Raw genomic sequence first — 22,919 nt, 5'->3', positions numbered from 1 at the left:
TCGTGCCCGACTAGGCGGATCTCGACGAATCCGGGCATGCCCTCGTCCCAGTCGGCTCAGGTCCGCACCGGGACCGGGGCCTTCAGCAGGAACCGGGGCTTGGTATGGGACTGGCCCCGCCGCACCATCCGCGACCACGCCGCAGCGAGGCGGCGGTCGTTCGTGCCGCGCTCATCTGGCACAGCAGCGCCGCCTCCTCCTCGGCCTGCTCCAGTTCCCCCTCATGGCGCAGTATCGGTACAAGGGTCGGGAGCATGGGTGCGAGGCGCTTGCCGACCGGGCCACGAAGCACTGCCCAACATCTCTCCAGCGCGGAGATGACCCGCGGCCTGTGAAGGGGCCGGCGCGGCTGGCGGCGGCGATCCTCGCGCAGCGCCTTCCCGCAGCGCCGCCCGGGCATAGTCCGGGTACCATCCGGTCAGATCGACCAACTCATCGAGTATCCGGCCCTTCCCCGCCCGGGCGCGTCTCGATAGGCGAGAACCTTCTTCTTCGTCACTGCCTGCCGCTGGGACATCGTCAGCTCCATGGAAACGCATAGCCACCCGCCGACTACCCCAGAGGGAACCACGCCGCCATACGGAGGTTTCCAGATGAGGGGCATCGACCCCGGCCACACGGAGTTCTTCCATGAGTCAACTCGCCCTCTTGGCGCCGGCCGCCAGACGAGTGGATCTTGCGTGACTCAACCAGTGCTCGCGAAGGGCGGCTTGCTGCCCACGCTGGCGGAGGGCCCTCGGCGAAAGGTCCTTGACCTCCGCACCTCCGATCGTCGCTGACGCCCTCAGCTACAGCGATCAGAGCCCCTCCTTCCAGCTGACCAGCGAGGAACTATGCGGCCCGCGCGGCGTTTCACTCGTTGACGAGTCGAAGCCGGATGTAGATTTCGAACCACCAATCAGGACTGTTTCGCGAGCGAAGGCAGAGATACGATGAACGGGTCGGTGACTAGCTCAATTGGCCTGATGCTGGGAGGCGTGAGTGAAGATCGCTCCGGTCGTCGCCACCCCGATGACTGGCCAATCCAGAGGCGAGAGAACATTTTGCCCGATTGAGGAGGTTGGCTGCTATGACTGATGCATCCGCAGTCGTCGGCCAGGATCTGGATCCTGGTGTTCATTGGGTGGCCGACCTCAATGAGGCAGTGGTTGTCGAAAGAGACATTCGGACGCTCAGGCGAAACTGGCTCTACTTGACCTTACTGAGGGACATAGGAACCGGCGCTCGAACGATTGATTCTATCAAGCCCGAAGATTTGCGCGGCGCGATCGCCTTAGCACTTCTTGACGGGAAAAAAGATCAGCTATGCAGCGAATTGCGGAGATGGGCGCTTTACTTCGCTGAACCCCTTCTCGATCTCAAAGAGTACGTCGTTGAAATTGAAGAGGACAAACTTCGCGACGCGGCGTCAATTGCCGAAGTTGCACGAATGTCTCGAGAACTGGTCGAGATTGCCGACAAACTCTTTGAAAACGATTGATTTGGTGACAGCCTACTTGAAGCCGCCCCTCACCCTCAGATCTTCGATATTTTTCGCGGTCTTCCTGACGTCTCTGCGAGATCGCCCCTGAGAAACGCCTAAACGCAGAGAGCTGTCTCGGCCGAGGGGAATTTCCAAATTAACATCCTTTCGCTCTAAGGCCAAAAGTGCGACCAATGAAGCGGCGATGACGGTGCCGCCTCCAATGAACACCCACTGAGGGGCCGACTTCGAGCTGCACTCGACGGTCGTGTCAGCTTTGGTTTGTCGCTCCTGGGAAACCGGGCCTGCGAATTCCGAGTGCGTGGTTGTCGAGCAGAACATCGAATCATCACGACCAGAAATGGGTGTTGAGAAGTATAAGAGAGCCGCAACAAACAGGCCGAGGGAAACGAAGAATAGGATGTAAATTGCTCGCCGATATGGGGATCTTATCCAAGGGTCGTATGGTGAGGGGTCCTCACTCAGGACAGATTGAGCTTTCCTTTTCTTGTTTTCTGTCATGACGCAAGGAGCATTCCAGCGAGGAGTTGCAGTAATTCGTCACCTGAATGTCCGGCCATGATTGACAAGCGAAGGGTTGCCAAAGCCTCGTTGGAGTCGATTCTGGCTCGCCTGCATTCTGGACCACAGCTGCGCCAATGACCTCCGGTGCCCATCAGCCCATCGATGGTCGCGAGACGAGAAGTCGTCCACTCGTGTACGAAATCTGAGATATTATTGATCGCGTACTTACGCCCAGTCCTTCCGACCCGAGCGAGCAACCACTTAAGATGTGACGGTGGATTTCGCTGAAGAAGTTCCATACGGAGGCGATCTATGTCAGCGGGGTCACCGTTCACCGGTGCAATTGTGACAGACGAGAGATCCGAGACGATTACCTCCCATTCGAAGGCGGCCCGCATTGCCGTGAGCCGGTGCGACTTCCGCACCACGAGCGGCCTCCTATAGCAGTTTTGATAATCGCTCGCGGCATGGGCGAACGCTCTGTGGGCGGCCGCCTGCTCATCAGCCTCATCGAGCACCTGCATACAGAACCTCCTTTGGTCCGCCGAACCACTATCGCAGCGCTGGGGGCAGCATTGCAATCCTGTCGGCCGCAAATCCTCGTACTGCCACCGAACGTAGCGTGTGTCTTCAGTTGTACGAATGAGGAGGTGCACTGTGCCATGGAAGTGTAGCTCTCAGTGAGAGAGGTGACATCTACCCCAGTTGGGATGTCTTCGACGTCGACCACGCCCTCTGAAGTTCCAGACCATCCGCTTTCGGGTGGTCCGGCTACTGGCCCTCTGAACTCTTAGCGGAGCCGTCGCTGATGTTCATGGCGGCGCCCTCTGTAAAGTTCTTCACGGCCGGTTCGAGGATGTGGGCTTTGGACACAGGGCTTTCCTTGGAACAGGCCCGCAGGAGGTTCCTCACATGGCAGCGGCATGGGGCGCGGTGCCCGTCGTCGGGGCTGCACTCTTCGAACGGCCTTCGCCCGAGAGCAGGACGGTCATGCGGTGGTGTGTGTGGTCGCGTGACCGGCGTGTTGAGCGCCGCTGGAATCCAGACCATATTCATCGAGCAGTCCGAGGGCGAACGGCTCGGCAAGTCAGCCGGGGTGGCTGGCAAATGCCGAGCACCATCACTTCCCCACGCCGTGGTTCCGCGCCTCATCCAGGTACGAATACGCCGTCACCCGCGAGATCCCCAGACGCGCCGCAATGCGGTCGATGCCCTTCCGCATCTGCAGCACGCCCTGCTGGTCGAGCTTCGTCAGGATCGCGATGCGGTCGTCGCGGCTCATCTGGTCCACGGGCTTGCCGACCTCGCGGATGGCCTCGGTGACCATCGCGTCCATCACCGCCACGAGGTCGCGACCGAAGAACTCGTTCGGCTGCTCGGGGGAGTCCGACGCCGCCGTCGGCAGGAGACCCTGGAGCAGGGACTGCAGGCGCTGGATGGTGCTGATGTCGAAGTTGATGCAGAGCGCGGCGATGATGCGCCCGGCCGAGTTGCGGAAGTACACCGAGGAGCAGCGGAGCTCGCGGCCGTCGGCCGTGAAGCCCCGGTAGCCGAACGCGTTGTGGTCCGCGCCCTGGTTGTGGAGCACGCCCGCGCCGAGGCTCGATGACGGGCCGCCCACCTCGCGTCCTGTGACGTGCCCGTTCTCGATCGCGGCGATCGTGTGCCCGAGGTCCACGTCCGGCGCCGAGAGGTCGTGCAGCACCACCTCGCAGCCCGGCCCGACCGCGGCCGCCATAGCGTGCATGGCCGGGCGGAACACCGCCAGGATGTCGGCCACCGACTCGTACGTCCCCATGTGGGCGAGCGGGTGGTCCGCCGCGGGCTGCGCCGAAGTCAGGGTCATGTCTACCTCGCTCATGGGTCAGTACTACGCGCCGACGATCGGCATAGACAAATTGTATTAGCCGTAGACAGACTGTTCAAGAGGGTGCTAGCTTCGAAAAGGAAGGGCGGAACGTCTAGCCCGCACTCACCACATCTGGCAGGCATCGGGGCAAGGAGGCTCTTGTGGCACAGACACACCAAGTTCAGCAATCTGGGTGGCGATCGATCTCCGCGAAGCGACGTCGCACGGTCGCGGGCGGGGCCATCGGCACGCTCATGGAGTACTTCGACTACTACCTCTATGGGCTGGCCTCCGCCACAGTGTTCCCCGCGGTCTTCTTCCCGGGCGACGACCCCGTCGTCGGAACGCTCTCCTCGTTCGCGAGCTTCGCCGTCGGCTTCCTGCTCCGCCCGATCGGCGGCCTGGTCTTCGGCCACATCGGCGACCGCATGGGCCGCAAGACGACCCTGATGATCACGGTCATCGGCATGGGAATCTCGACGGCGGCGATCGGCCTGATCCCGTCGGCCGGCACCATCGGGATCGCCGCACCGATCCTCCTGCTCTTCTTCCGGATGCTGCAGGGCCTCTTCGTGGGCGGCGAGATGGGCGGCGCGGCCGCGCTCGTCGTCGAGCACGCCCCGGCCGGCAAGCGCGGCCTGTACGGCGCGCTGCTGATCAGCGGCGCCGGCATCGCCAACGTCGCCTCGGCCGGCCTCATGGCGGCCTTCGGGGCAGGGCCCAAGTCGTTCTTCATGGAGTGGGGCTGGCGCATCCCGTTCCTCATCGCACTGGTCCTCGCGATCGTCGCGATCGTGCTCCGCTCCAAGCTGGACGAGTCCGACGAGTTCAAGGAACTCGCCGCGAACCGCGACGCCGCCCCGACCGCCCGCAAGTCCCCGCTCCGCGAAGTCTTCCGCCACCCCAAGAACGCCATCCTCGGCATCCTCATCGGCCTGCCGCAGAGCATCGCGGGCTACGTCGTGCTGACCTTCGGCCTCGCCTACATGGTGTCGAAGGGCACCCAGGCGCAGGTCGGGTTCATCGGGACGATGATCGTGGGTGTCCTGCAGATCTTCGTCGCGCCGATGTGGGGGAGCCTCTCGGACCGGATCGGGCGTCGCAAGGTCTACATCGGGGCCTGCATCGCCTTCGCCCTGCTGATCTACCCGACCTTCGCGCTCTTCAGCACCGAGACCGCTGTGCTGATCTGGCTGGGCATGGTCGTCGGCTTCGTCATCCCGGGCGTGGCCATGCAGGGCACCCTCCAGACGATGCTGGTCGAGATGTTCGACGTCGAGGCGCGCACCACCGGCGTCAACATCGGCTACCAGATCTCAAACACCATCGGCGGCGGGTTCGCCCCGCTCATCGCCACCGCGCTCTCCGCGGCCTTCCACAGCGTCTGGCCTGTGGTCGTCTACGTCGCGGTGATCGCCCTCATCGGTGTCATCGCCACCGCTTACGCCTCGTTCCGCCCCGACGTCGAGAACGCTGGCCGGCTGCACGAGCTGAACGCCAACTGAGCGCACGACGGCGCGCGGGAACCTCGCGCGCCGTCGTCCCCCCAGCCCTCATACAGACAGGAAAAGAAACCCATGAACGTCACCACCAAAACTGCCTTCCACACCACCAACGCCCCGCAGCCCGCCGGCCCCTACAGCCAGGCCATCGAGGCGAACGGATTCGTCTACACCGCAGGCTTCGGGCCGCAGGATCCCGCCACCGGAGCCGTCGCCGACTCCGTGGGCGAGCAGACCCGACAGGTGCTGCGCAACATCCAGGCCGTCCTCGCCGAACGCGAGCTCACCCTGGACGACTGCGTCAAGACCACCGTCCACCTCGCCGACCTCGCCGACTTCGCCGAATTCAACGAGGCCTACAAGGAGTTCTTCACCGAGCCCTACCCCGTGCGCACCACCGTCGGGTCGCAGCTGGCGAACATCCTCGTGGAGATCGACGTCGTCGCGGCTCTCCCCGACGCCCGCTGACACCCGGCGATCCACGGAGGGCACCAATGGCAGGCACACTGCGGCTGGGTGAGCTGGGGGAGAGCCGGCTCACGGCGCGCGACAAGGGGATCCCCGCACGGGCCGTCGGCATGACCGTGGCCGAGTTCCTCGCCAGCGAGCCCCGGCTCTCCGAGTTCTGGACGCCGATCGTCGCGCTCGACGACGAGCTCATCACGAACAACGTGGACGTGATGGCCCAGTGGTGCGCCTCCCGCGGGCTCGAGCTGATGCCGCACGGCAAGACCACCATGGCCCCGGCGCTCTGGCAGCGGCAGCTCGACGCCGGCAGCCTCGGCATCACGCTCGCCACCATGGGGCAGGTCCGCACGGCGCGCGCTTTCGGCCTGGACTCGATCATGCTCGCCAACTCCGTGGTGGATGAGAGGTCGCTGCGGTGGCTCGGCGCCGAGCTCGCCGACCCGGCGCTCCGCTTCGTCTGCTGGGCCGACTCGGTCGCGACGATCGAGGCCATGGAGCGCGGCCTCCGAGGCGCTGGCACGCCGCGCCCGGTCGACGTCTGCGTCGAGCTGGGCGCTCCCGGCGGGCGCACCGGGGCGCGGACCCTCGCCGAGGCGCACGACGTCGCGCGGCGGGCTGCCGCGTCCGACGTCCTCCGCCTCGCGGGGGTCGCCGGCTACGAGGGCTCCCTCGCGCACGACCGGTCGGACGCCTCCCTGGCCGCCGTCCGCGCCTACGTCGAGCGGCAGGTCGAGCTCCACCGCGATCTGGGCGAGCTGTACGACGACGGCGACATCTATGTGACGGCGGGCGGGAGCGCGTACCCCGACGTCGTGGCGGACGTCTTCGCGGGCGCGATGGCTGCCGATTCGGACACGGGCGACGCGCGCACCCTGTGGACGCTGCGCAGCGGCGCGTACATCACACACGACGACGGGTTCTACCGCCAGATCTCGCCCTTCGACGAGGGGAGCGCCCGAGCCGCTGACCCCGCAACGGTGGGCCGACTGCGCTCGGCGATGCGCGGCGTCGCCCGCGTGGTGTCCCATCCCGAACGGGGCCTGGCGCTGCTCGACGGCGGGAAGCGGGACTTCCCGTTCGACGAGGGGCTGCCGATTCCCCGCCAGGTCGCATCCGACCTGGACAGCGAGTGGGCGCCTCTCACGGACGCCTCGATCCTGGCCATGAACGACCAGCACAGCTACCTCGGGCTGGACGGGCAGGACGTGGCGCTCGGCTCCATCGTCGCGCTGGGCCTCTCGCACCCGTGCACGACCTTCGACAAGTGGCGGTACCTGCCCGTGGTGGCCTCGCAGGACTCCGACCGCGTGGTCGACCTCGTCCAGACCTTCTTCTGACCGACTAACGAAATGAGCAACAGGATGCGGCTGGTTCTTCGCGGCGGGACCGTCGTCGACGGCGACGGGATGCGGAAGGCCGACGTCGCCGTCGAGGGCGACACCATCACCGAGATCGGCGACATCGCCCCACGTCCGGACGATCAGGTCATCGAGTGCGGCGGCCGCTACGTCCTGCCCGGGTTCATCGACGCGCACTCCCACGCCGACGGCCTGCTCGCCGACGAGGACGTGCAGCGGGCCCTGCTCAAGCAGGGCGTCACCACGGTGATCGCGGGGCAGGACGGCGTCTCCTACGCGCCGGGCAGCGGGGCCTACGCGAGCGAGTACTTCGCCGCCATCAACGGCCCGCGCCCGCGCTACGCGGGCGGCGGGGTGGCCGAGTACCTGGCGGCGGCGGACGGGACGTCGCGGCTGAACGCCGCATACCTCGTCCCCGCCGGGACGGTGCGCTGGGAGGTGTGCGGACGGTCGACCGCCGCGGCCGACGAGGCCCAGCGCAAGGCGATGGCCGCGCTCGTCGACGAGGGCATGCGGGCGGGCGCGGTCGGCCTGTCCACGGGCCTCGACTACGTGCCGGGCATCTTCGCCGACGCGAGCGAGATCTCCTCGCTGTGCGTGCCCGTCGCCGAGGCCGGCGGCGTCTACGTCACCCACATGCGCGGCGGGTACGAGGCGAACTCCGCGGCGGGCATCGACGAGATCGCGGGCATCGCCGCGGCCTCCGGCGCGCGCGTCCACATCTCGCACTTCCACGCGCCGGCGGAGATCCTGCATGGACAGCTCGCGGTGCTCAGCCGCGCGGGGGTCGATGCGACCTTCGACGCGTACCCCTACACGCGCGGCTGCAGCCTCCTGGGCATGCCGCTCCTTCCGCCGGACCTGTCCCTGCTGCCGGTGGACGACGTCGTCCGCCTCCTCGCCGACCCGGCCGAGCGTGCGCGCCTGCGCCGCGACTGGTTCCCCCGCGTGGAGCGCAACGCGAGCCTCGGGCCGGAGTGGCCCTCGATGATCACCCTGGCCCACATCGCGGCCCCGGAGTGCGCGTGGGCGCACGGGCTGACGCTCGAGGCAGCGGCCGCGCGACACGGCACCGACGCGATCGATCTCGCCCTGGACGTGCTGGCAGCGTCCCGCCTGGAGGTCAACCAGGTCATGGCGGTGCGGCACGAGCGCCCTGTCTCCGAGCTGGCCAGCATCTTCTCCAGCCCGGGCCACATCGGCGGCTCGGACGGCATCTTCGTGGGAGCCCACCCGCACCCGCGGGCGCGCGGGACGTTTGCCCGCTACCTCCGCGAGTACGTGCGCGAGACGCGGACGTGGTCCTGGCCGGAGGCGGTGGGCCATCTTTCGGCCCTTCCGGCCGAGCGGTTCGCGCTGGGCCGCCGAGGGCGGGTGGCCTCCGGCTGGGTCGCCGACCTCATCGTCGTCGACCCCCAGACCGTGACGGACACCGCGACCTACGAGCAGCCCCTGGGCGAGGCCGCCGGCATCGATGACGTCATCGTGGCCGGCCAGCCGGTGCTCGCCGCGGGCTCGCTCGTTGACAGCGCGCCAGGCCGTGCCCCCGGGCTGGGCATCAGACGTGATCAGACCGGACGATAGGGAATCCATGACAACACCTGAGAACGCGCCGCACCTCATCACGATCGGCGAGACGATCATGATGGTCACCTCCGCAGGCGCCGAGTCCCTCGCAACCGCCGAGGACGTGCGACTCCCCCCGGGCGGTGCCGAGTCGAACGTCGCCTGCCATGTGGCGGACTTGGGCATTGCCGCCGCGTGGGTGAGCGCGCTGGGCGACGACGTCCTCGGCCGCCGGATCCTGGCATCGGTGCGCGGGCGCGGCGTCGACACGCGTTGGGTCGCGTTCGACCCCGCCGCTCCCACGGGGGTCTACTTCAAGGACCCCGGGCAGGGCGTCCTGTACTACCGCCGCGGCTCGGCAGCGTCCCGCATGGACCCGGCCACCGTCGCGGGCGTGCCCCTCGAGGACGCCGAGATCGTGCACCTCTCCGGGATCACTCCGGCGCTGTCGGCGACGTGCGCCGCGCTGGTGGACGCCGTCGTCGACCGCGTCGCGGCGAGCGCCGCCCTCCTGAGCTTCGACGTCAACTACCGGCCCTCGCTGTGGCACGACGGCGACGCCGCACCCGTGCTGCGGGAGCTCGCGAACCGGGCGGACCTCGTCTTCGTGGGGCTCGACGAGGCGCAGTCGCTGTGGGGCTGCGCGACGCCCGACGAGGTGCGGGAGCTGCTGCCGGGCCCCGGGACGCTCGTGGTCAAGGATGGGGATGTCGGCGCGACCGAGTACACCGCGGAGGTGAGCGTGTTCGAGCCGGCCATCCCCACCGAGGTCGTGGAGCCGGTCGGGGCGGGCGACGCGTTCGCCGCGGGCTACCTCGCGGCCCGGCTCCGGGGCGAGGCCGCGAGGGATCGGCTCCGCGCCGGACATGAACGCGCGCGGCCCGTGCTGCTGTCGACGAGCGACTTCGTTGCCGATGTGGCAGGCGCCCCGTCCGCGCCGTCCGTGCTGCTCACGCAGCTCACTGATTGAAAGGACCGACTCAACCCATGGTCGACAATTCGCAGTTCAACCAGATCTTCGGCGCGGCGCCGCTCATGGCGATCCTCCGCGGCATGGGGGCCGAGAGGAGCCTCGCGGTCTCCACGACGGCGTGGAACCTGGGCATCGACGTCGTCGAGCTTCCCATCCAGACGCCCGACGACGTCGAGGCCCTCCGCGTCGTCGCGGCCGCCGGGCGCGAGCGAGGAAAGATCGTCGGGGCCGGCACGGTGGTGTCGGTCGAGCACGTGCAGCAGGCCGCCGACGCGGGCGCTGCGTTCACGGTGAGCCCCGGGTTCGACCTCGAGGTGGTGCGGGCCTCCTCCGACGCCGGACTGCCCGCGCTCCCGGGCGTCTCGACCCCCAGCGAGGTGCAGCTTGCACTCAAGGAGGGGCTGACCTGGCTCAAGGCCTTCCCGGCGTCGGTGCTCGGCACCGAGTGGATCAAGGCCATGAAGGGCCCCTTCCCGCAGGCAAATTTCGTCACGACGGGCGGTATGAGTGCTTCGAATGCCGGTGACTTCCTTCGCGCGGGCGCACGCGTGGTCGCCGTCGGATCCGCCCTCGAGGATCCGTCCCAGCTGCCCGCGCTCGCGGCCTTGCTCGGCCCGGTCGACCCGTCTGTCTCGGCAGGGCGGTAGCCGTGGTCTCGCGGGCCGACGTTCTGGCGTTCCTCGAAGCCAAGCTGGCGTACGAGATCGACGTTGTCGCGGCCGCCGAGGCACAGGCCGACGGCACGGCCGTCGTCGTCGACACCCGGCGGCAGTCGTCGTGGGATCAGGGCCACGTTGCCGGAGCCCTCCACCTGCCCAAGGACGCACTGGATGCCCCGTTGGGGTGGCTGCCCGGTGACCGGATCCTCATCGTCTACGGGTGGGGGCCGGGGTGCAACGGTGCCGCCCACACCGCGCAACGGCTGCTGCTCGAGGGCTTCGACGTCCGCGATATGATCGGCGGGTACGAGTACTGGGTGCGGAACGGGCTCGCGGTGGGGCGGGGGAGTCAGGTCACGCACAGGGCGCCCGACCCGCTCGTCACGCACGTGGAGACCCATCAGCTGTCCGCCGACTAGGTCGCGGCGCACGACGGCGGGTGCGTTCCCGCCGTCGTGTCCTCACGGCCGTGCACCTCGCTTCGAGTCAGCGTTCCGCCGCCACCCGGGCGCTGTTGGCGGCGAGCATCGCGTTGACCTCTTCGATCTGGTCGGTGGGGCTGAAGGTGATGAGCTCGGTGCCCGCCGGGCACTCCGGGAGGTGACCGGGCGGCGCGTAGTAGGCGTCCCCTGCCTCGAAGGTTTCGTCGTGGTCGGCATAGTGGAACGTCAGGCGGCCTTCCAGCACCACCCCCCAGTGGGGGCAGGGGCAGCGGTCGTCCGGCAGGCCCTTGAAGAACGGCGAGGAGTCGCCGTCCCGGGTGATGCTCTCGAAGGCGACCGTATACTCGCCCAGCTTGGCCAGGCGGCCGGTATAGGCCGGGCTCTCGAGGGTGATGGGCGTGGTGTCTTTGCGTGCTCCTGGCATGGTGTCCTCCTTGGGATGCCACCCATTGTGTGCGCAGTGAGGCGCCGCCGCATCGGGGAACTGACCTATCTTCCGGCGCGGGATTCACCGGCGAGACGGAAGCTCGCGGCGAAGGCTGCGGCCTCACTCCGGTTGCGCAGGCCCAGCTTCGACAGGATGCTGCTCACGTGGTGCTCGGCTGTCCTCGGCGTGATGTGGAGGCGCTGGGCGATGTCCGGGTTCGTCAGTCCCCGGGGGAGCAGGTCCAGGACCTCGCGCTCCCGGTGGGTCAGCGCGGCGAGCGGCGCTGATGGTCGCGGGGCGGGCGACGCCGGCCGGCCCAGCTCGCGCAGCAGCTCCGACGCTGAGGCGGCCTCGGGGGCCCCGAGCCGCTCGTAGACCGCGAACGCCGTCTGCGCGTTCACCGTGGCGTCGGCGGGCCTGCTCCCAGCCTGGGCGCGGGCGAGCGCGAGGTGGAGCGCCGCGCGGAGGAGGGCGGCGCCGTCGTGCATCACGGCCAGGCCTGCCGCGAATCGCTCTGCCGCCTCGTCCGGGTCGCCACGCGCGGCCGCGGTACGCCCGACGGCGAGGGCTGCTTGGGCGGCGACGGTCGACACAGCCGTGAGCTCGGCCATCCGGGCGAGCTCCTCGGCCGCCTCGCCCGCCGCCTCGACGTTCCCGGAGGCGAGCTCGGCGTCGACGAGGACGAGGAGCAGCGGTGCGGCGCGCAGGCGATCGCCGTCGAGCTGGCGGAGCGCCTGCCGGGCGACGGCGGCGGCAAGGTCGCTGCGCCCCTGGGCGAGATGGAGGCGCGCCCGCGGGCCGAGGACCTCGACCCGGTCGCTGGCATCGTCGATGAGCCGCGCGGCCTCCTCGAACCGGCCCTGGCGGATCCGCAGCTCCGCGAAGGCGGCCCGCGTGGCGAGTCTCGCGAAATGGTACGACCGGTCCCCGCGGGCCAGCGCCAGGCGCAGCAGGGTCTCGGCCTCGGTCCACTGGCCGGCCTCCGAGAGCACCGAACCGAGGGCGCGCCAGCACTGCGCGAAGGTGTGGATCGACGGCCCCTGGCCCTCGGCAGGCGTGCGCTCCTCGACGAACCGGAGCCACGTCTCCGCCCGGGCCAGGTCCCCCGACCGGTCGCAGGCGTTGATCATCCCGCAGACCGCCTGGCTGATCACGGCAGGATCGCGGGTCTCACCTGCGGTGATCATGGCCAGAGCCTCGTCGAGGTGGGCCATCCCCTCGGCGATCTGCCCCCGCGAAACGAGCGCCAAACCCCAGTCCGCCAGCGCCTTGCACTCGAGGTTCGGATCGCGGAACTCGCGGGCGACGGCGAGCGCGGCCCGCGCGTTCTCCTGAAGTGCGTCGGCACTCGCCACGGCGATGCCGAAGAGCCCGACCAGCACGTAGCCCTGCTCGACGCAGGGCCCCTCCGGCTCGAGCAGGCGCCTCGCCCGGTCCAACCAGGCACGGGCCGCGATGCGCTCGTCGAGCAGGTCGAGGTGCACGGCGAGCCACGTCGCCGCCAGAGCCGCGCGACGCGGCAGGCCCCGTTCGCGGAACTCACGGTAGGCCCGCTCGAGCTGGTCTCGGGTCTCGCGGTCGTCCGTCAGGACCAGGGCCAGTCTGCCGATCAGCAGACGATCCTCCGGGTCGCCCGAGGCCTCGGCCAGCGGGCGCAGCATGGCGATCGCGCCGGACAGATGGCCCAGCGCGGCCTGTCGCAAGGCCTCCTCGCGCCGGGTTGGGTCTGCGCCCATGGGGTGATTTTTCACCCCGAGGCGGGCGCCCGGCAACCGGCCGAGGGGGCACGCGGTGGTGGCCGGGCGCCGTCGAACGCTTGAAGTCAGCTTGCCCGGCTGCGCTCGGCTTCCTGAACCTTGTGGCCGCTGACTACTTCCACGTCGATGCCCGCCTCCCGGAAGAGCGTGATCTGGTGGGGGTCGGCGCCGTCGTCGGTGACCAGCGTCCAGGGCAGCGGCAGGCGCACCCAGGCGTGGAAGGGGCGCTGGCCGAGCTTGCTGGAGTCGGCGAGGACGTAGACGGCGGCGCCCCGGCGGGCCATGAGTTCCTTGAGCCGGGTCTGGGCCTGGTCGGCTTCGCAGATCCCGTCGTCGGCGGTGACGGCGTCGGCACCCAGGAAGACCCTGTCGAAGGTCATGCGCTCGAGGGCCGCCTCGGCGAGCGGACCAACGAAGGTCTGGCTGACGCTGCGCAGCCGCCCCCCGAGGCAGTCGACGTGGATGCCGGGGGAGTCGGCGAGTTCCTGGACCGTGTTCACGGCAGGAGTGGTGACGGTAAGGCCACTGCGGTCCCGCAGGGCGTGGGCAAGGGCGCCGACGGTCGACCCGCCGTCGAGCAGGATCGACTCGCCGGCCTGGACCTGCCCCGCGGCCCACTGCGCGATGGCCTGCTTCTCCTCGAACGCCTCGCCGATCCGCTGCCGCAGGGACGCTTCGGGGTGCGCGCCGATCGCGAGCGCGCCGCCGTAGGTCCTGGCCAGCTTGCCCTCGTCGTTCAGGAGCGCGAGGTCCCTGCGGATGGTGGAGGCCGTGACGTTGAAGCGCTGCGAGAGCTCCTCGACAGAGGTCAGCCCGGCCGTGGTGGCGAGGCGGTAGATCTCTTCCCGCCGGGCCTTTGCCGTCGTCATCCGGATCCCCTTCGGCTCACGTGGGCGCATCTGTTCAACGGTGAGCGGGCGCCTTCCCTCATCGTAGCGAGTGGCGCGGCGGGGCCGCGGAGCGCGTGCTATAGCGACGCTCCCGCGCAGATGACGTAGTCCTGACCCGTGATCGAAGCCCCGTGGGGACCGACGAGAAGGCCGACGAGTGCGGCCACGTCGTCCGGGCCGACGAGGTGCCCGAGCGGGGTCGACACCGGGGGCACGTCCGCGCGCGCCGGGTCGGAGAGCATCGGGGTGTCGGTGGGGCCGGGCGAGACGACGTTGACGGTGATGCGGCGGGGTGCGAGTTCCTTGGCCCATGACCTGGCCAGCCCCAGGAGCGCTGCCTTGGTCGCGGCGTAGTGGCTCTTGCCGGCGGCGCCGGCCGCGGTCCTGCTGCCGAGGAGCACGATCCGGCCGCCGTCCGGCATCGAGGGGACGAGGGCGTCGGCGAGGGTGCTCGCCGCCGCGACGTGCACGGCGAACATCTCCTGCAGGGCGGACGCGTCCAGGCTGCCGAGGCGCCCGGTGCGCTGGAGCCCTGCCGCGTGGACGACGGCGTCGGCCGCGGGCAGGCCCTCTACCGCTTCGGTGAGTGAGCGCGAATCGGCGAGGTCGGCCTGCCGCCAGCTGAAACCGTCGCCGAGGTCGGTCTCCCTGCGGCTCAGCCCCGTGACGCGCCACCCCTCCGCCAGGAGGCGTGCGGCGATCGCCCGGCCGATGCCGGAGCTGCAGCCGGTGACGACGGCGTGCCCCACCTCAGGCATCGGCGTCCCCGCCCGGGGTGGTCGTGCCGGCGTAGGCCCATTCCGGGCTGACCTTGACGTACTTGATGGCCTGGCGGAAGTAGGTGTAGGCGATGTTGAGCCCACCGTCCGGCCCCTGGTGGATGGAGGGGTAGGAGAACTCGCGGTTCAGCCCGTCGCGGGAGTTGTTGGACAGGCAGTAGCCGTCCCCGACCTCGAGGTTCCGCCGGATCGGCCAGCTGCGGCCCCCGTCCTCCGAGATCGCGAGGGTCATGGGTGCGCGCGGGGTCCCCCAGAAGGCGCCCCGGCCGGCCGTGGCGGGCGAGGGCTCGACAGCGGGGGCGGCCGAAGCTGCTGCGCCATCATCGATCAGCCCGTCGTCGTCGATCTCGTCGTAGAGCGAGAGGCGCCGCTCCGTCGTCTCCTCCGCGCGGCGGTGGTTGTAGACCAGGGCGAGCCGCCCGTCGGCGAGGGCGGTGAACTGGATGGAGGAGTTGTTGTTCGGCAGCTCGGTCGGGACGGGCTCGCTCCAGGTGGCGCCGTCGTCGGTGGAGCGCGACTCGTAGATGGAGTCGGCCCAGCGGCTGCGGTAGAGGGCCAGGAGCGATCCATCGGGGAGGGGCTGGATGTCCATGTGGACGCAGCCGAGGCTGCCGGGGACGAGCTGCTCGCGCCAGGTGCGGCCGCCGTCGTCGGAGACCATCACGGCGCTGTCGTCGTTGTTGCCGACCCACTTCTCGCCAGGGGTGGTGAGGCAGCGGAAGATCGGGATCAGCCAGCGGCCCGAGGGGAGGATGAGGGGCTGATGCCGCACGAAGACGCCGCCGGCCTCGGTGGCGTGGAACAGGGTCTCCACCGGGCCCCACGTCGTGCCGCTGTCGCGCGAGATCCGCCGGCGGACTTCGGCGGTGTCCTGGTTGCCTGCCCTCTGTGCCGTGTACAGGAGCCAGACCTCGTCCCCGCCGGGGGCGAAGAGGATCGGGTTCTGCTCGGAGCGCGTGCTGTCATCGGAGAGCTGCTCGGGCTCGGACCAGTGGTCGCCGCTCGGTTCGAGGGCGGAGAACCAGACCGAGATGTCGCCGATGCCCTCCTGGGTGCCGCCGAACCACACGCAGCCCAGGCGCCCGTCGGGGAGGGTCTGGAGGTTCGCGGCGTGGGACTGCACGGTGGCTGCGGGCAGGTAGGCGAAGGTCGCCCCGTCGGCGCGGCGGAGGACGCCGTCGCGGGTGATGGCACTGTAGGCGCTGTCGATGGTGTTGCTGGTCATGGCGGTCTCAGTCCTGGGGAGTGGCTGCGTCGGAAGTGGCTGCGTCGAGGTGGGCCCTGGCGGCCAGCTCGAGGTGGGTCAGGTCGGAGGCGACGGTGGCGAAGGTGTACCCCTGCTGGAGCCGCTGTGCCGCGATCGCCCCGGCGGCGGTGTGGATGCCGGCGGCGATGCCGGCGGCCGCCGCGGCGTCCGCGACGGTGGCGAGGGCGTGGTCGAACTCGGGCTGGACGGCGGGGTCGCCGGGGAAGGCCCCGCCGACGGCGAGCGTGAGGTCGGAGGGGCCCACGTAGATTCCGTCGAGGCCCGGGGTCGCGCAGATCTCCTTGACGTTTGCCAGGCCCTCGGGGGTCTCGATCATGGCGAAGACCAGCGTCATGGCGTCGGCCTCGGCCGGGACGGGTCCGATCCGGAGCGCGGAGCGCATGGGCCCGTAGGAGCGGCGTCCCAAGGGCGGGTACTTGGCAGCGGCGACCGCGGCGGCGGCGTCCTCGGCGCTGTCGATGAGGGGCACGATGACGCCGACGGCGCCGGCGTCGAGGGCTTTCCCGATCGACGTCGGGCTGTTCCCGTCGACCCTGACCAGGCCGACTGCGCGCTGGGAGGCGTCGATGGCCATCAGCCCGTGGAGCACCCCCGAGTAGCCGAGGAGGCCGTGCTGGGCGTCGAGCGCGACGTAGTCGTAGCCGAGGCGCGCGATCCGCTCGGTGGCCACCGGCGCGTCGAGCACGGCCCAGTAGCCGACGGCGCGTTCCCGGGCGCGGATCTTCCGCGCGAACTCGAGTGCCTGAGGTGAAGACGTCATTGTTCTCCTGCTTTCGGTTTCTCGTCTGCTCGGCTCAGCGGTTGTAGGCGGGCATCGGGCCCCGCAGCATGGCGCCGACGCTATCGCACGCCTCCACCACGTCGGCCGGCAGGGGGCCCTTGGCGACAGCGGCGATGTTCGCGCGCAGCTGCTCGGCCTTCGAGCCGCCGAGGAGCACCGAGCCGACGCCGTCGCGGTGGGCCAGCCACCGCAGCGACAGCTCGACGAGCGACACGCCCGCCCCGTCGGCGATACCGCTCAGCGCCTGCACGGCCTCGAAGAGCCGCGGGTCCCAGTACCGCTGCGTGTACATCGCGGCGAGCCGCGAGTCGCCGAAGCGGCCCTCCGTCGGCTTCGCCTCGAAGCGGTGCCTGCCTGTGAGCAGGCCTCCGCCGAGCGGGTTGTAGACCATGGTGTGCACTGCGTGGGACGCGGCGAACTCGAGGTACTCCTCCTCGACCCGGCGCGCGAGCAGGTTGCAGAGCTGCTGCGCCACGACCGGACGGGGAGAGCCGACCTTGTCGGCGACGTGGATGAGGTCGGCGATCTGCCAGGCGGCGAAGTTGGAGACACCCAGAGCCTTGATCTTGCCCTCCGCGGCCAGTTCGGCGACGGCGCCGAGCGTCTCCTCGATCGGCACCGCACGATCCGGCTGGTGGAGGTAGAAGAGGTCGACGCTCTCGACCTCGAGGCGCCTGAGGCTGCCTTCGAGCGAGAGCCGCAGGCCCCGCGCCGAGAGCGGCGAGTGGTCCCCGTGGTCGGGGTGCGGCATGCCGGCCTTCGTGGCGAGGAGGACCTCGTCCCTGCGGCCCTTGAGCAGGCGGGACAGGATCTCCTCCGTCCGTCCGCCCGCGTAGCCGTTGGCGGTGTCGACCGCCGTGATGCCGGCATCGAGCGCCTCGTCGAAGATCACGCGCGCCGTGGCCTCGTCCGCGGTGTCGCCGAAGGTCATGGTGCCGAGGACCAGCTTCGAGAGCGGAAGCTCCTGCGGGGGAGCGGCGGCGGGGTGGTTACTCATAGTCGTCCTGTCGATGGAGGGTGGGATCTGCCGCGCGGGAAATTGCGCGTTCTGCGCGAAATGCGCACTGTCGCGCCGTAGTCCTTGCCCGACGATCTGCCTTCTGTGGGATCAACTATCCCACTGCTGCGCGAATTGAGCAATAGGACTAGCGCGTTTCGCGCAGCTATGTCATGCTTGCTGGTGACACAGCTCTCACACCGAATCGGAAAGGAGGAGGGACATGGCCAGGATCCTCGTTCAGGCGGACGACTTCTCGGGTGCCGCCGAGGTCGGCCAGCAGTTCACGGCCCACGGCTTCACTGCGCGGATCGCGCTCACGACGGCGGGGGCGCACCTGGGCGATGCGGCCTCCGACGATTCCGAGGTCGTCGTCCTGGACACGCACACGCGCAGTGCCTCGCCTGCGGCGGCCGGCGCGGCGGTCAAGACCGCCGCCGCGGGTCTCGGGACCGGGGCGGTCGTCTTCAAGAAGACCGATTCGCTCTGGCGGGGCAACGTGGGCCCGGAGCTGTCGGCCCTGGCCGAGCTCGGGTACGACGTCGTGCTTGCCGGTGCCCTCCCTGCGATGCACAGGACCGTCGTGGGGGCCGAGCCCCTCGTGGCCGGCGTGCCCCTCCGCGAGGCCGGGCTCTGGGGCGCCGAACCGCGCCCTGCCCCAGGGAACCTGGGGGAGCTCTTCACCACCGGAAGCAACGTCCTGAATGTGGGCCTCGAGGCGGTGCGGTCCTCGGGCCTCGCCGAGCGGATCCAGTCGGTCTGCGGCAGCGCCGAGCCTGCCATCCTGGTCGTCGACGGCGAGACGGAGGCGGACCTCGCGGCCGTCGTCGAGGCCGTCGCCTCGCTGGGGTTCTCGTCAGGCCGGCGTCCCCTTGCGCTCGCCGGCACGGGACAGCTCGCGGGCGTGCTCGCCCAGCGCCTGGCCAGGGAAGCTGCGCGCACCGCGCACACCCCCGCTGCGGCGATGCCAGCCGCAGGCCGCCGCGGCGCCGTGCTCGCCGTCGTCGGCTCCGCCTCCCCCGCCGCCCGGCGGCAGGTGGAGCGCCTCGCCGCGGAGGGCGTCGACGTCGTGCGCCTCCCCCCGCACGGGGGAGAGGCGGCGGGCGTCCGCGTTGCGCTCTCGGAGGGCCGGTCCGTCGCCATGGCTGTCCCCGAGGGTCCGGTGGATCCGGCCCGCTCGGCAGTCATCGTCGCCCAGCTTGCCCGGCTTGCCCAGGAGGCCCAGCAGGGCCTCCGGACGGACCTCATCCTCACCGGCGGGGAGACCGCCCGGGAGGTCCTCGATGCCCTCGGCATCGCCTCACTCGTCCCGCTCACCGCGGTCCAGCACGGCGCCGTGGTCAGCAGAGCCGACGATGGCCGGCTCGTTGCCACCAAGCCCGGCAGCTTCGGCGATCCGGAGGTCCTGGCCCAGCTGTACCGCGCCATCCAGTCCTCGAACCATCCCAGAGAAACAACGGAGATCCATATGACCCCCGCATACGATGACAGGCCCTTCATCGCCGTCACCATGGGCGACGGCGCCGGAATCGGGCCTGAAGTCACCGTCGGCGCCCTCGTCCACCCCGGCGCCTACGCCGACAGCCGCCCCGTGGTGGTCGGGGACGCCCACCGTCTGCGCCTCGGTGCCGAGGCGCTCGGTGTCCCGGCCGAGATCGTCACGGTCCAAGGGGTCGAGGACGCCGAGTTCACCCCCGGGCGGGTCAACGTCATCGACCCGGAGCTCCTGCCCGAGGACCTGCCCTGGGGCGAGGAATCCGCGGAGGCCGGCAACGCCGCCTACCACTACGTCAGGATCGCGTGCGAGCTCGCGATGGCGGGCAAGGTCCAGGGAATCTGCACCGCTCCCCTCAACAAGGCCGCGCTGCACAAGGCCGGGCACATCTACCCCGGCCACACCGAACTGCTCGCCCACTTCATGGGCGTCGACGAGGTGTCCATGATGCTCTCGACCCCCAAGGTCAAGGTCATCCACGTCACCACCCACATCGGCCTCCTCGACGCGATCCGCAAGATCGAGCCCGGACTCGTCGAACGCACCGTCCGCCGCGGCGACGAGGCGATGAAGCGCGCCGGCGTCGCGCATCCCAAAATCGGCGTCTGCGCCATCAACCCGCATGCGGGGGAGAACGGCCTCTTCGGCTACGGCGAGGAAGAGGAGAAGATCACCCCCGCCATCGAGAAGCTCCAGGCCGACGGAATCGACGCCCGCGGCCCGCTCCCGGCGGACACGGCCTTCTTCCTCGCCGGCCGCGGCGACTACGACCTCATCGTCGCCATGTACCACGACCAGGGCCACGGCCCCGTCAAGGTCCTGGGCATCGAGGCCGGCGTCAACATCACCGTCGGCCTCCCGGTCATCCGCACCTCGGTCGACCACGGCACGGCATTCGACATCGCGGGCAAGGGGATTGCCGACGTCCGCAGCATGATCGAAGCCCTCCGCCAGGCGGCAGAGATGTCGCCCCGCCCGTCCCTCCAGCCGTAGACCCCCCGCGCCAGCTCCCCTACAACGCAGTAGAAGGAACAGCAATGTCCAACGTCATGACCCCCACCCCCGAGCAGCGGACCCGCTGGGTCCGCCGGGCCATCATCGCCGGCGTCATCGGCACCACCATCGAGTGGTACGACTTCGTCCTGTTCGGCACCGCGTCCGCCCTCGTGTTCAACACCCTCTTCTTTCCCAAGTTCGACCCGCTCATCGGCACCGCCGCCGCGCTGACCACGACGGCGATCGGCTACTTCTTCCGCCCCCTCGGAGGCTTCGTCTTCGGCGCCCTCGGCGACCGGATCGGGCGCAAGAACGTCCTCGCCGCGACCCTTGTCCTCATGGGCGCCTCCACCGTCCTCATCGGCTTGCTCCCCACCTACGACCAGGTCGGCATCTGGGCCCCGATCCTGATGCTCCTCCTGCGCATCCTGCAGGGAATCGGCGCGGGCGCCGAGTTCGGCGGGGCCCAGGTCATGGTCTCCGAGCACGCCAGCAAGAAGCGCCAAGGACTCCTCACCAGCCTCCCCGGCGCGGGCCTGGCCCTGGGCATCATGCTCGGCACCTCCTTCTACTCCCTCCTGGACTTCATGCCCAAGGACGAGTTCATGGCCTACGGGTGGCGGCTCCCCTTCCTCGCCAGCGCGATTGGCATCGTGGTCGGCCTCTTCATCCGGATGCGCGTCATGGAGTCCCCCGAGTTCCTGGCCGTCACCCGGACCAAGGAGAAGCCCAAGAGCCCCGTCAGGGAGGTCTTCGCCTCCCACACGCGCAACTGGTTCGTGGCCATGTTCGCCTGCTTCGCCGAGAACGCCACCACCAACCTCGTCAAGACCTTCGTCCTGGCCTACGCGGCCACTTTCCTCCACCTCGACAAGAGCGTCGGGCTCAACGGCCTCTTCTTCGCCTCGCTCGTGAGCCTCTTCACCTATCCGCTCTTCGGATGGCTCGGCGACCGACTCGGCATCGCACGGGTCTACATCGGGTCGGCCATCGCTGTCGCGGCCTTCATCTTCCCGATGTTCTGGATGATCGACACCAAGTCGACCCCAATCGTCATCATCGCGATCGTCATCATCTACGCCATCGCCGTACGCGGCATGTCCGCCACCCAGGGCGCCTACCTGGCCAACCTCTTCCCCGCCCGCATCCGCTTCACCGGCCTCGCCTCCTCCCGCGAAGTCGGCAGCGCGATCTCCGGCGGCATCGGGCCCGTCCTCGCCACCCTCCTGCTGGCCGCGACCAACTCATACTGGCCCGTGGCCCTCTACATGATCAGCCAGGCGATCATCACGATCGTGGCCGTCTGGATCGGCCCCAGCAAGCGCGCGAGGGCCGAGGTCCAGGAGGACGAGCACGCGCGCCACGCCACCGCGTAGGATTCAGCGGCCGCTGGCACCAGCCGCCAGCCGCGCCAGGACGACCCTCCCGACCCGGGTGCCCACGCCAGCGGCCGCTGGCGCGGGGCCCGGGTCAGGAGCGTGGCAGACAACTGCAGTCGGCCTGATCGCCCGCTCCTCCGAGATGGGCAGCCGCCGGGACTCGGAGAAGGGGTGTCTTTCGCGCTGACGGCGGCCCGTCGGACCTCAGGCTGAAGTCACTTGGCGCAGCCAATCCGCCAACGCGTCGACGCTTTCCGGCCCCTCGTCCCCGGCACGGCGAACCAAGCCGATCTGGACCTGGGCCGTCGGGCCGTTGACCGCGAGCTCGACGAGCGGGGCCATGACCGTACCGCGGGCGTAGTTGGGGATAAACGTAGCGACCACGCCTAGGCCGGCTTCGGCCGCCAACACCCGGGCCTGCATCCCGTCCACCTCGATCACGGAGTGGTCCCCGGTGATCCCGCTTTCCCGGAGGATCTGCCGGTAGTACACCGACTCGAGGCTCGTGAGAGGGCTGGCAATAAGGCCAGCCTCCGCGATCTCCTCCAGCTGAACACTCTCCTTCAGGGCCAGGGGATGGGAACGTGGCGCCAGGAATCTCATGGGTGCCTTGTGCAGCGCTTCGAAGGACGCCTCGGGGGGCAGTTGCCACTTGATCACATACGCAAGGTCCACTTCCCTGTCCAAGACTGCCTGGGCGTACTGGCCGCTGTGGCCGAAGCGCAGGGAGAGCAATGTCCCTTGATGGCTCCGGCAGAACGGGGCTATCACTTGGTCCAGGAAGTAACGCTGCTCGAAGGCGATGCTGGCTCCGAGCCGGACCCTGCCACGCCGGCCATGCTTCAGGTCCTTGAGCGATTCCTGCAGTGACTCCTGTTCACGGAGCATGAGCAAGGCCGAGTTGTACACCTCGTGGCCAGCGGGCGTGAGGTGTATCGCACGCTGTTCGTAGCGGAGAAGGTCCGAGCCGAGTGCCTTTTCGAGTTCCGCCACGTGGTGCGAAACGGTGGGCTGCGCTAGGTGGAGGTGACGGGCAGCGGCCGAATAGCCGTTGCGTTCGACCACGGTGACGAAGACCCGCAGCCGGAAGAGGTCGAGCGCCAGAAGGTCGGGGGATCCCATTGGGAAACCATAAAACAGTGAAATCGACGTGCCCATGCTGTGGACCTGCGTCCGATCGCTGCCGTCAGCTCGCGCCGTCTCAGAAACCGGACCCCTTTCCCGTAGCTGGTGGACTCACCGCCGAGCTCCCGGTCGAGCAGGTCCCAGCCCTTCACCCATACTTCCGCATTTCCTTCTAGGCGCTGCGGGACTTGCCCTTCCCCTGAAACGCGCCCCGGTGTTTA

General features: G+C 69.3%; 20 protein-coding genes. 10 read left to right on the top strand and 10 right to left on the bottom strand.

What is annotated here, in order from left to right:
• Positions 1-56 precede the first annotated feature (56 nt).
• On the bottom strand, positions 57-182 hold the full coding sequence (locus tag ABD298_RS18165; protein WP_344301243.1) for a hypothetical protein: 126 nt from the start codon (positions 180-182) through the stop codon (positions 57-59).
• A gap of 887 nt (positions 183-1,069) precedes the next feature.
• Here ABD298_RS18165 and ABD298_RS18160 point away from each other — a divergent pair.
• The gene (locus tag ABD298_RS18160; RefSeq protein WP_344301242.1) at positions 1,070-1,480 is read left to right on the top strand and encodes a hypothetical protein; all 411 of its coding nucleotides are present in this window, start codon (positions 1,070-1,072) and stop codon (positions 1,478-1,480) included.
• 1,627 nt (positions 1,481-3,107) lie between these two features.
• Here ABD298_RS18160 and ABD298_RS18155 read toward each other — a convergent pair.
• Positions 3,108-3,848, bottom strand: coding sequence for a helix-turn-helix transcriptional regulator (locus ABD298_RS18155; protein ID WP_344301241.1), 741 nt, complete (start codon positions 3,846-3,848; stop codon positions 3,108-3,110).
• Positions 3,849-3,997: 149 nt separating this feature from the next.
• Here ABD298_RS18155 and ABD298_RS18150 point away from each other — a divergent pair, with 149 nt between their 5' ends.
• The 7 genes from ABD298_RS18150 (at position 3,998) to ABD298_RS18120 (ending at position 10,781) form a co-directional block, all read left to right on the top strand.
• Entirely contained in the window at positions 3,998-5,341 is a 1,344-nt protein-coding gene (locus ABD298_RS18150; protein WP_344301240.1) for an MFS transporter, read from the top strand.
• Between the two features lie 72 nt (positions 5,342-5,413).
• Positions 5,414-5,806, top strand: a complete 393-nt coding sequence (locus ABD298_RS18145) for a RidA family protein (RefSeq protein ID WP_344301239.1) — start codon at positions 5,414-5,416, stop codon at positions 5,804-5,806.
• A gap of 26 nt (positions 5,807-5,832) precedes the next feature.
• On the top strand, positions 5,833-7,143 hold the full coding sequence (locus ABD298_RS18140; RefSeq protein WP_344301237.1) for a type III PLP-dependent enzyme domain-containing protein: 1,311 nt from the start codon (positions 5,833-5,835) through the stop codon (positions 7,141-7,143).
• Positions 7,144-7,167: 24 nt separating this feature from the next.
• Positions 7,168-8,748, top strand: coding sequence for an N-acyl-D-amino-acid deacylase family protein (locus ABD298_RS18135; RefSeq protein ID WP_344301236.1), 1,581 nt, complete (start codon positions 7,168-7,170; stop codon positions 8,746-8,748).
• A 7-nt stretch (positions 8,749-8,755) separates the two neighbouring features.
• Positions 8,756-9,700 (top strand): sugar kinase, encoded by a 945-nt coding sequence (locus ABD298_RS18130; protein WP_344301235.1) that lies wholly within the window; start codon positions 8,756-8,758, stop codon positions 9,698-9,700.
• A 17-nt stretch (positions 9,701-9,717) separates the two neighbouring features.
• Positions 9,718-10,350, top strand: a complete 633-nt coding sequence (locus ABD298_RS18125) for a bifunctional 4-hydroxy-2-oxoglutarate aldolase/2-dehydro-3-deoxy-phosphogluconate aldolase (RefSeq protein ID WP_344301234.1) — start codon at positions 9,718-9,720, stop codon at positions 10,348-10,350.
• A gap of 2 nt (positions 10,351-10,352) precedes the next feature.
• Positions 10,353-10,781 (top strand): rhodanese-like domain-containing protein, encoded by a 429-nt coding sequence (locus tag ABD298_RS18120; RefSeq protein WP_344301233.1) that lies wholly within the window; start codon positions 10,353-10,355, stop codon positions 10,779-10,781.
• A 67-nt stretch (positions 10,782-10,848) separates the two neighbouring features.
• On the opposite strand, the gene ABD298_RS18115 is transcribed toward ABD298_RS18120, so the two are convergent.
• From ABD298_RS18115 to ABD298_RS18085, 7 genes are all read right to left on the bottom strand, one after another.
• On the bottom strand, positions 10,849-11,229 hold the full coding sequence (locus ABD298_RS18115) for a cupin domain-containing protein (protein WP_344301232.1): 381 nt from the start codon (positions 11,227-11,229) through the stop codon (positions 10,849-10,851).
• Between the two features lie 65 nt (positions 11,230-11,294).
• Positions 11,295-12,968 (bottom strand): helix-turn-helix transcriptional regulator, encoded by a 1,674-nt coding sequence (locus ABD298_RS18110; protein WP_344301230.1) that lies wholly within the window; start codon positions 12,966-12,968, stop codon positions 11,295-11,297.
• 86 nt (positions 12,969-13,054) lie between these two features.
• Positions 13,055-13,858 (bottom strand): DeoR/GlpR family DNA-binding transcription regulator, encoded by an 804-nt coding sequence (locus ABD298_RS18105; protein WP_344301229.1) that lies wholly within the window; start codon positions 13,856-13,858, stop codon positions 13,055-13,057.
• 98 nt (positions 13,859-13,956) lie between these two features.
• Positions 13,957-14,637, bottom strand: coding sequence for an SDR family NAD(P)-dependent oxidoreductase (locus ABD298_RS18100; protein WP_344301227.1), 681 nt, complete (start codon positions 14,635-14,637; stop codon positions 13,957-13,959).
• Positions 14,630-15,883, bottom strand: coding sequence for a sialidase family protein (locus ABD298_RS18095; RefSeq protein WP_344301226.1), 1,254 nt, complete (start codon positions 15,881-15,883; stop codon positions 14,630-14,632). The genes ABD298_RS18100 and ABD298_RS18095 overlap by 8 nt, the downstream gene beginning before the upstream one ends.
• A 7-nt stretch (positions 15,884-15,890) precedes the next feature.
• On the bottom strand, positions 15,891-16,685 hold the full coding sequence (locus ABD298_RS18090; RefSeq protein ID WP_344301224.1) for an HpcH/HpaI aldolase family protein: 795 nt from the start codon (positions 16,683-16,685) through the stop codon (positions 15,891-15,893).
• Between the two features lie 34 nt (positions 16,686-16,719).
• On the bottom strand, positions 16,720-17,703 hold the full coding sequence (locus tag ABD298_RS18085) for an aldo/keto reductase (protein WP_344301223.1): 984 nt from the start codon (positions 17,701-17,703) through the stop codon (positions 16,720-16,722).
• A gap of 223 nt (positions 17,704-17,926) precedes the next feature.
• Between ABD298_RS18085 and pdxA the strand changes: the two genes are divergently transcribed.
• Both pdxA and ABD298_RS18075 read left to right on the top strand, forming a co-directional pair.
• Positions 17,927-20,191 carry a 4-hydroxythreonine-4-phosphate dehydrogenase PdxA gene (gene pdxA, locus ABD298_RS18080; RefSeq protein ID WP_344301222.1) on the top strand — a complete coding sequence of 755 codons (2,265 nt, stop codon included), beginning with the start codon at positions 17,927-17,929 and terminating at the stop codon, positions 20,189-20,191.
• A 44-nt stretch (positions 20,192-20,235) separates the two neighbouring features.
• Positions 20,236-21,570, top strand: coding sequence for an MFS transporter (locus ABD298_RS18075; RefSeq protein ID WP_344301220.1), 1,335 nt, complete (start codon positions 20,236-20,238; stop codon positions 21,568-21,570).
• Positions 21,571-21,777: 207 nt separating this feature from the next.
• On the opposite strand, the gene ABD298_RS18070 is transcribed toward ABD298_RS18075, so the two are convergent.
• Entirely contained in the window at positions 21,778-22,731 is a 954-nt protein-coding gene (locus ABD298_RS18070; RefSeq protein ID WP_344301219.1) for a LysR family transcriptional regulator, read from the bottom strand.
• Between the last annotated feature and the right edge of the window lie 188 nt (positions 22,732-22,919).

It is taken from the genome of Sinomonas flava (genome assembly GCF_039531875.1).
GTDB lineage: Bacteria > Actinomycetota > Actinomycetes > Actinomycetales > Micrococcaceae > Sinomonas > Sinomonas flava.
This window is presented reverse-complemented; position numbering and strand designations above follow the sequence as displayed.

Coding starts and splice junctions, on each gene's coding strand:
- ABD298_RS18135 (WP_344301236.1), top strand. CDS start 7,168: ATGCGGCTGGTTCTTCGCGGCGGGACCGTCGTCGACGGCGACGGGATG.
- ABD298_RS18095 (WP_344301226.1), bottom strand. CDS start 15,883: ATGACCAGCAACACCATCGACAGCGCCTACAGTGCCATCACCCGCGAC.
- ABD298_RS18155 (WP_344301241.1), bottom strand. CDS start 3,848: ATGAGCGAGGTAGACATGACCCTGACTTCGGCGCAGCCCGCGGCGGAC.
- ABD298_RS18085 (WP_344301223.1), bottom strand. CDS start 17,703: ATGAGTAACCACCCCGCCGCCGCTCCCCCGCAGGAGCTTCCGCTCTCG.
- ABD298_RS18130 (WP_344301235.1), top strand. CDS start 8,756: ATGACAACACCTGAGAACGCGCCGCACCTCATCACGATCGGCGAGACG.
- ABD298_RS18125 (WP_344301234.1), top strand. CDS start 9,718: ATGGTCGACAATTCGCAGTTCAACCAGATCTTCGGCGCGGCGCCGCTC.
- ABD298_RS18160 (WP_344301242.1), top strand. CDS start 1,070: ATGACTGATGCATCCGCAGTCGTCGGCCAGGATCTGGATCCTGGTGTT.
- ABD298_RS18145 (WP_344301239.1), top strand. CDS start 5,414: ATGAACGTCACCACCAAAACTGCCTTCCACACCACCAACGCCCCGCAG.
- ABD298_RS18110 (WP_344301230.1), bottom strand. CDS start 12,968: ATGGGCGCAGACCCAACCCGGCGCGAGGAGGCCTTGCGACAGGCCGCG.
- ABD298_RS18090 (WP_344301224.1), bottom strand. CDS start 16,685: ATGACGTCTTCACCTCAGGCACTCGAGTTCGCGCGGAAGATCCGCGCC.
- pdxA (WP_344301222.1), top strand. CDS start 17,927: ATGGCCAGGATCCTCGTTCAGGCGGACGACTTCTCGGGTGCCGCCGAG.
- ABD298_RS18115 (WP_344301232.1), bottom strand. CDS start 11,229: ATGCCAGGAGCACGCAAAGACACCACGCCCATCACCCTCGAGAGCCCG.
- ABD298_RS18140 (WP_344301237.1), top strand. CDS start 5,833: ATGGCAGGCACACTGCGGCTGGGTGAGCTGGGGGAGAGCCGGCTCACG.
- ABD298_RS18100 (WP_344301227.1), bottom strand. CDS start 14,637: ATGCCTGAGGTGGGGCACGCCGTCGTCACCGGCTGCAGCTCCGGCATC.
- ABD298_RS18105 (WP_344301229.1), bottom strand. CDS start 13,858: ATGACGACGGCAAAGGCCCGGCGGGAAGAGATCTACCGCCTCGCCACC.
- ABD298_RS18070 (WP_344301219.1), bottom strand. CDS start 22,731: ATGGGCACGTCGATTTCACTGTTTTATGGTTTCCCAATGGGATCCCCC.
- ABD298_RS18075 (WP_344301220.1), top strand. CDS start 20,236: ATGTCCAACGTCATGACCCCCACCCCCGAGCAGCGGACCCGCTGGGTC.